At 71.4% G+C, this 6,510-nt stretch carries 6 protein-coding genes; 2 read left to right on the top strand and 4 right to left on the bottom strand.

Annotated elements, in window-relative coordinates:
* Window positions 1-926 (bottom strand): acyl-CoA dehydrogenase family protein (locus P1P70_RS37960; RefSeq protein ID WP_319245887.1); only part of this gene is annotated, 926 nt, incomplete at its 3' end.
* Window positions 927-944: 18 nt separating this feature from the next.
* The gene (locus tag P1P70_RS37955; RefSeq protein WP_319245885.1) at window positions 945-2,150 is read right to left on the bottom strand and encodes an amidohydrolase family protein; all 1,206 of its coding nucleotides are present in this window, start codon (window positions 2,148-2,150) and stop codon (window positions 945-947) included.
* A gap of 269 nt (window positions 2,151-2,419) precedes the next feature.
* Between P1P70_RS37955 and P1P70_RS37950 the strand changes: the two genes are divergently transcribed.
* Window positions 2,420-3,919 carry a class I adenylate-forming enzyme family protein gene (locus tag P1P70_RS37950; RefSeq protein ID WP_319245883.1) on the top strand — a complete coding sequence of 500 codons (1,500 nt, stop codon included), beginning with the start codon at window positions 2,420-2,422 and terminating at the stop codon, window positions 3,917-3,919.
* Between the two features lie 40 nt (window positions 3,920-3,959).
* Here the strand turns inward: P1P70_RS37950 and P1P70_RS37945 are convergent, their stop codons facing one another.
* Both P1P70_RS37945 and P1P70_RS37940 read right to left on the bottom strand, forming a co-directional pair.
* On the bottom strand, window positions 3,960-4,472 hold the full coding sequence (locus tag P1P70_RS37945; RefSeq protein ID WP_319245881.1) for an EF-hand domain-containing protein: 513 nt from the start codon (window positions 4,470-4,472) through the stop codon (window positions 3,960-3,962).
* Between the two features lie 192 nt (window positions 4,473-4,664).
* Window positions 4,665-5,072 (bottom strand): STAS domain-containing protein, encoded by a 408-nt coding sequence (locus P1P70_RS37940; RefSeq protein WP_319245889.1) that lies wholly within the window; start codon window positions 5,070-5,072, stop codon window positions 4,665-4,667.
* A gap of 550 nt (window positions 5,073-5,622) precedes the next feature.
* Between P1P70_RS37940 and P1P70_RS37935 the strand changes: the two genes are divergently transcribed.
* Window positions 5,623-6,204 carry a sigma-70 family RNA polymerase sigma factor gene (locus tag P1P70_RS37935; RefSeq protein WP_319245879.1) on the top strand — a complete coding sequence of 194 codons (582 nt, stop codon included), beginning with the start codon at window positions 5,623-5,625 and terminating at the stop codon, window positions 6,202-6,204.
* Window positions 6,205-6,510 lie beyond the last annotated feature (306 nt).

The following is a 6,510-nucleotide window of genomic DNA, read 5'->3' as shown; positions in this document are numbered from 1 at the left end:
GGGGAGGCCCCCCGCACCCCGCCGGAGGCCTCCCCCTCGCTGACGTTCCACTGCGTGAGCCGCCACAGCGCCCGGAACTCCGCGTTCAACCGCCCGAGCCGCCGCCGCACACCGGGGTCGTCCCAGACCCCGTTCGCCCGCGCCTGTCTCGCCACCTCACCCAACACCCGTCGGCAGGCGACCACTTCACCCACGAACGCCGTCCCCCGCTCGAACGACAGCGTCACCATGGTCACCCGCCACCCGTCGTTCTCCGCGCCCACCCGGTTGGCGACCGGCACCCGCACCTCGTCCAGGAACACCTCGGCGAACTCCGTGGAACCGGCGAGCGTGCGCAGCGGCCGTACGGTCACGCCGGGCGCGTCCATCGGCATCGCCAGCCAGGAGATGCCCCGGTGTTTCGGCGCCCGGCCGTCCGTCCGCACCAGCAGCTCGCACCAGTCGGCGACCTCGGCGTGCGAGGTCCAGATCTTGGACCCGCTGACGACGTACTCGTCCCCCTCCCTGCGCGCACGCGTCCGCAACGCCGCGAGGTCCGACCCGGCGTCCGGTTCGCTGAACCCCTGGCACCAGACCTCCTCGCCCCGCAGGATCGGCGGCAGCCAGCGCGCCCGCTGTTCGGCGGTCCCCTCGGCGGCGATCGTGGGCCCGGCGTGCAACAGCCCGACGAACCCCGCCCCCACATACGGGGCGCCCGCCTTCTCCGTCTCCTCCAGGAAGATCAGCCGGGTGGTCGGCGAGGCGTCCCAGTGGACGTCGGCGTACCCGGCGTCGTACAGCGTCCGCTGCCAGCCGAGGTCGTAGGCGCGCCGTCCCGGCCAGTCGTCGGGCGAGGGCTTCGCCGGCAGCGAGGGGAGTGCCTTCGCCAGCCACTCCCGCAGCCGCGCCCGGAACGCCTCCTCCTCGGGGGTGTACGAGAGATCCACGACCGCGCCCCGGCCCGGCTACCTGGCGAGGTGGCGGTCGAGATCGAGGTCGAGCATGCGGATCGCGTTGCCGCGCATGAGCTTGTAGACCGTCTCGTCGTCGAGGCCCTTGACGTGGTCGAGGGCGACCTCCTTGGTGTGCGGGAAGGTGGAATCGACGTGCGGGTAGTCGGTCTCGAAGGTGGCGTTGTCCCGGCCCACGACGTCCAGCGAGGCGACCCCGTGCTTGTCGCGGAAGAAGCAGCAGAAGATCTGCCGGTAGTAGTACGTCGACGGCGGCTCGGGGATCAGGTCGCGCACTCCGCCCCAGGCGCGGTGCTCCTCCCAGACGTCGTCGGCGCGCTCCAGGGCGTACGGGATCCAGCCCATCTGCCCCTCGCTGTAGGCGAGTTTGAGGGTCGGGAACTTCACCAGGACCCCGCTGAAGAGGAAGTCCATCATCGAGGCCATCGCGTTGTTGAAGGAGAGCGACGCCTGGACGGCGGGGGGTGCGTCGGGGGAGGCGGCCGGCATCTGGGAGCTGGACCCGATGTGCATGTTGACGACGGTGCCGGTCTCCTGGCAGGCGGCGAAGAAGGGGTCCCAGTAGCCGGAGTGGATGGAGGGCAGGCCGAGGTAGGTGGGGATCTCGGAGAAGGTGACGGCCCGGACGCCCCGGGCGGCGTTGCGCTGGATCTCCGCGACCGCGAGGTCGATGTCCCACAGGGGGATCAGGCAGAGCGGGATGAGCCGGCCGCCGCTGTCGCCGCACCACTCCTCGACCATCCAGTCGTTGTAGGCGCGGACGCAGGCCAGGGCCACTTCCTTGTCGTGCGCCTCGGCGAAGGTCTGCCCGCAGAAGCGGGGGAAGGTCGGGAAGCAGAGCGAGCCCTCGACGTGGTTGAGGTCCATGTCCGCCAGCCGCGCCTTCGGGTCCCAGCAGCCGCGCCGCATCTCGGCGCGGGTGATGCCCTCCAGCGTCATCTCGTCCCGGTCGAATCCGACGGCCGCGATGTTCCGTTTGTACGGGAACTTGAGGTCCTCGTAGATCCACCAGTCGGTCGGCGGTCCGTCCGGGTCCATCGTGATCTGGTACTTGCCCCCTACGTACGCGAGCTCGCCGATCCCGGCGGTGAGGGGCTTGGGCCCCCGGTCGCGGTACTTCGTCGGCAGCCAGGTCTCGAAGAGGTGCGCGGGCTCGATCACATGGTCGTCGACGCTGATGATGCGGGGCAGTTCGGTCATGGGTCCCCTCCACCGAGCCATTTCTGACGGGCCGTCAGCTAGGCCCTCTCCAGCAGGCTAGTGGCGCACCTCTGGACCGACAAGGCGCCCGGCCCTACGCTCTGCCCACGATCTGACAGTCCGTCAGCTACCGGCGAGTGAGCCGAAGGGGCACGTCGGTGTCGAGCCCGTGAGCGCGCGGAGGCCCGCAGGGTCGAGCACGGTCGCGGGCTCGACACCGACTGGAGCGCCCCGGAGGCGAACCGAGCTCAAAAAAAGGGGTCTCCGCCGTGACCGACACCGCCCACGTGCTCAGCGACTCCCGCACCCTCTGGGAACTCCTCGACCGCCGCGCCGGTCTCACCCCCGACCGGCCCGTCCTCCTCCAGGACGACCGCACCCTGAGCTTCGGCGAGCTGCGGGCCCGCGCCGAGCGCGTGGCGGCGGGCCTGTACGACCGGGGCGTACGCCCCGGCACGGTCGTCGCCTGGCAGCTGCCCACCCGCATCGAGACGGTCCTGCTCTCCTTCGCCCTGGCCCGCCTCGGCGCCGTCCAGTCCCCGATCATCCCCTTCTACCGCGACCGCGAGGTCGGCTTCGCGCTACGGGAGTCGAGGGCCGAGCACTTCGCCGTACCCGGCGAGTGGCGGGGCTTCGACCACACCGGGATGGCGCGACGGCTGGACGCGCGCGGGATCTTCGAGGCGTACGACGCCCTCCCGGACGGCGACCCCACGGCGCTCCCCGCACCGCCCGTCGACGGCACCTCCGTCCGCTGGATCTACTGGACCTCGGGCACCACCTCCGACCCCAAGGGCGTCCTGCACACGGACCGTTCCCTGATCGCGGGCGGCTCCTGCCTCGCCCACGCGCTCCGGCTCACCGCGGACGACGTCGGCTCGATCGCCTTCCCGTACGCGCACATAGGCGGCCCCGACTACATGGTGATGCTCCTGCTCTACGGCTTCCCGGCCGTGCTGTTCGAGCACTTCGCGCTGCCGGCCGCGCTGGAGGCGTACCGCAAGCACGGGGTGACGGTGGCGGGCGGGTCGACGGCGTTCTACTCGATGTTCCTGACCGAGCAGCGCAAGCAGCCGGGCGAACCGGTCGTCCCGACCCTACGGCTGCTCGCGGGCGGCGGGGCCCCGAAGCCGCCCGGGCTCTACCACGCGGTCGTACGGGAGATGGGGGTGCAGCTCACCCACGGATACGGCATGACCGAGGTGCCGATGATCACGATGGGGGCGCCCGACGACTCGGCGGAGAACCTGGCGACGACGGAGGGGCGGCCGCCGGAGGGGATGGAGATCCGGCTCGCGGAGAACGGGGAGGTGCGGCTGCGCGGGGAGGCCGTCTGCCAGGGGTACCTGGACCCGGCGCAGTCGGCGGCGGCCTTCGACGCGGACGGGTTCCTCGTCACCGGCGACCTCGGGCATCTCACCGACACCGGCCATCTGGTGCTGACCGGCCGCCTCAAGGACGTCATCATCCGCAAGGGCGAGAACATCTCGGCCAAGGAGATCGAGGACCTGCTGCACCGGCATCCGGCCGTCCAGGACGTGGCGGTGATCGGGCTGCCGGACCGGGAGCGCGGGGAGCTGGTGTGCGCGGTCGTCGAACAGCCGCCGGAGGCCGACGCGCTGACGCTGCCGGACGTCACCGGCTGGCTGCGCGCGGAAGGGCTGTCCGTCCACAAACTGCCGGAGCGGTTGGAGGTGGTGGACGCCCTCCCGCGCAACGAGACCCTGCGGAAGGTGCTCAAGTACAGGCTGCGCGAACGCTATGCATGACCGCCGGCGCTCGCCGCCCTCGACCGGGTGACTCGGGTGACTACTCGGGCACGGTGAAGTAGCGCGCGAACGCGTTGACGACCTCGACCTCGTCCACCTTGCCGTCGGCGTCGGGGTCGAGGGTGGCGGCTGCCGCGGCGGCGACGTCCGCGGGGGCACCGAGGGCCTTGAGGACCCGGGCGGTCTCCTCGACCGTGGCCCTCCCGTCCCCGTCGGCGTCCGCGACGGCGAGGGCCGCGTGCAGGAAGGGGCGGGCGATCTCGGCGAAACGGTCGGGGTTGTCACGCAGCCGCTTGACCGCGCCGTTCACGAACTCGTCCCGGGTGATGCGCTGGTCGCCGTCCCGGTCCGCTATTCCGGCCATGCCCTGCCAGAAGGCCTCGGCGCCGCCGTACAGGGCCTGGCCCTTGTCCGAACGGGCGGTGGTGCCGAACTCGTTGAGAACCGCCTTGCTCGCCGCGCTGAAGTCCTCGCGGTCGATCCAGCCGTTGCCGTCCTGGTCGAAGGTGGCGAACCGGGCGGCGATCCTGCGCTCGTACTCGCTGCTGACCATGTCTCTTCGGGCCCGCCTTACGTCAAGTGGGGTGCGTCTCGGACGGAGCGTACGACGTCAGCGGCCCGGACGGAGCCGGAAAGCGGCGCTTGTACCAAGACTGCGGGAATTCCGGGACAACTGTGTGGCCGCCGGGACCCCGCCAAGTGGGACAACTCACACGTACGTACTGCTCATGGGAACGGTGCGGGGTCAGGCCGACAGGGGGTCAGCCTGCTCGTCCGCGTCCGGTGCGACCGCCGAGGGGACGTCCGGGTGGACGTCGAAGAGGCGGCGGACGCCGAGGGCGGCGAGGACGCGGTTGACGTGCGCGCCCTCGGCCGGTCCGCCGCCCGCGTGGCCGTCGGCGGGGAGGATCAGCCGGAGTCGTCCCCGGCAGGACCGCATCAGTCGGCGGGTGGCGACCAGTACGCCCACGCCGCTGGAGTCGCAGAAGACGACGGCGGAGAGGTCGAGGACGAGACTTCGGCGGCCGTCGGCCACCGCCTCGTGTACCCGCTGGCGGAGCACGGGCGACGTGACGAGATCCATCTCTCCGGACACGTGCAGCACGGCCCACTCGCCGTGCTCGCCGTCGGTCACTTCGAACGCCACCGCGATGCCTCTCAGTCGCCGAACCGGAAGCCACTGCACCGCTTCCTGCTGCGCGGCTGCCCCGCCGTCGTTCCATGAAACACCGGCGGGCCACCGAAAGCGCGGGGTAAGCGAGCCATTTCCAGGCCCTTTTCGGTGCGATTTCCATCGAGTACGGTCACATGTGATCGAAGATTGATCACGAATAGCTTCGCCATCGATCCGATGTGGACCCAAACGAGCCTCGCTCGGTTGGATTCGCGCAGATCAGGCGCCTCATATGGTCGTACAGGCATACGAAAGGCGGGCGGACGCCCACGTGGGCGGTGTGGAAACGGCTTACTCAGGAGGTGCATACCACCTCCGGCCTCGCGAGGGGCGCGCATTGCCATAAAGGGGCGTGCGCGGTCAGCGGTGCCGACTACATTCGGGACGGCGGTGCGCACAGGCTGGATTCGGCCCGGGAGCGGACCGCCCGCGGACCGGGAGCGGGTCGACGGCCGTCACGGCGCCCGATCGGCGGCCGACCGGGCGGTCATTCAGGAACGGCGCAGGTGAGAGCAGGGTGAGGGGCTGTATGGCGACGATGGACGCACCGCCCCGCTGGGACCGCAGGATGCAGCAGCGGCTGGCGCGCGGCGAGGCGGCGGCGCTCGGTGAGCTGTACGACCGGTTCGCGTCCCTCGTGCACGGGCTGGCCCACCGCGTCCTCGGCGACGAGCGGGGTGCCGACGGCATCACCCGCGAGGTGTTCCTGCAGCTCTGGGAGAACCCCGAGGAGTACGACCCCAAGCAGGGGCCGTTGCGGTCCTGGGTGGCGGCGCTGACCCACCGACTGGCCGTGCAGCGGCTGCGGGCCGACGAGACCGCCGCGCTCGCCCGGGGCGGCGAGGGCACTGCGGAAGACCTGGAACGCAAGGTCCACCAGGCGTCGGTGGCGGCCCGCGCGGACTACATCGTGCAGGCCATGCCCGCCCCGCTGCGGGCCGCTCTGGAGCTGGCCTATTTCCAACGCCGTGACTACCGCCAGACCGCCACCGACCTGGGCGTGACCGAGGACGAGGCCCGACGCCGCCTCCGCCTCGGCCTCCAGCTCCTCTCCACCGCCCACGACACACGCCCCTCCGGCGCCCCACCCGAACCCGGGCCCCTCACATGACCACCACACCGAGCCCGCACGGACCGAACGAGCCGGATGAGCCGAACAAGCCGGACGAGCCGGACGACGTGGAAAGCTCTGCCCCGGTCCGCCCGAGCGAATCAGGTGGGTCAGGTGGGTCAGGTGGTCCGGGTGAGCCGGGCGAGCCGGGCGAGCCGACCGGGCCGACCGGGCCCCGGGGTGGCGGTGACGAGCCGGCGAGGCCGCCCCGCATACCGCTGCCGCGCACCTCCGTGGAGGACACCGGAATGCCCCTGCCCGACGTCACGCCGGACCCCACCCCCGAGGCGCCCCCAAGGACCCCAC

This window comes from Streptomyces sp. MB09-02B (assembly GCF_033794485.1).
Lineage (GTDB): Bacteria > Actinomycetota > Actinomycetes > Streptomycetales > Streptomycetaceae > Streptomyces.
Note: the sequence above shows the minus strand (reverse complement) of the source record. Positions and strands in the feature narration are given on the sequence as shown.

Coding starts and splice junctions, on each gene's coding strand:
- P1P70_RS37955 (WP_319245885.1), bottom strand. CDS start 2,150: ATGACCGAACTGCCCCGCATCATCAGCGTCGACGACCATGTGATCGAG.
- P1P70_RS37945 (WP_319245881.1), bottom strand. CDS start 4,472: ATGGTCAGCAGCGAGTACGAGCGCAGGATCGCCGCCCGGTTCGCCACC.
- P1P70_RS37935 (WP_319245879.1), top strand. CDS start 5,623: ATGGCGACGATGGACGCACCGCCCCGCTGGGACCGCAGGATGCAGCAG.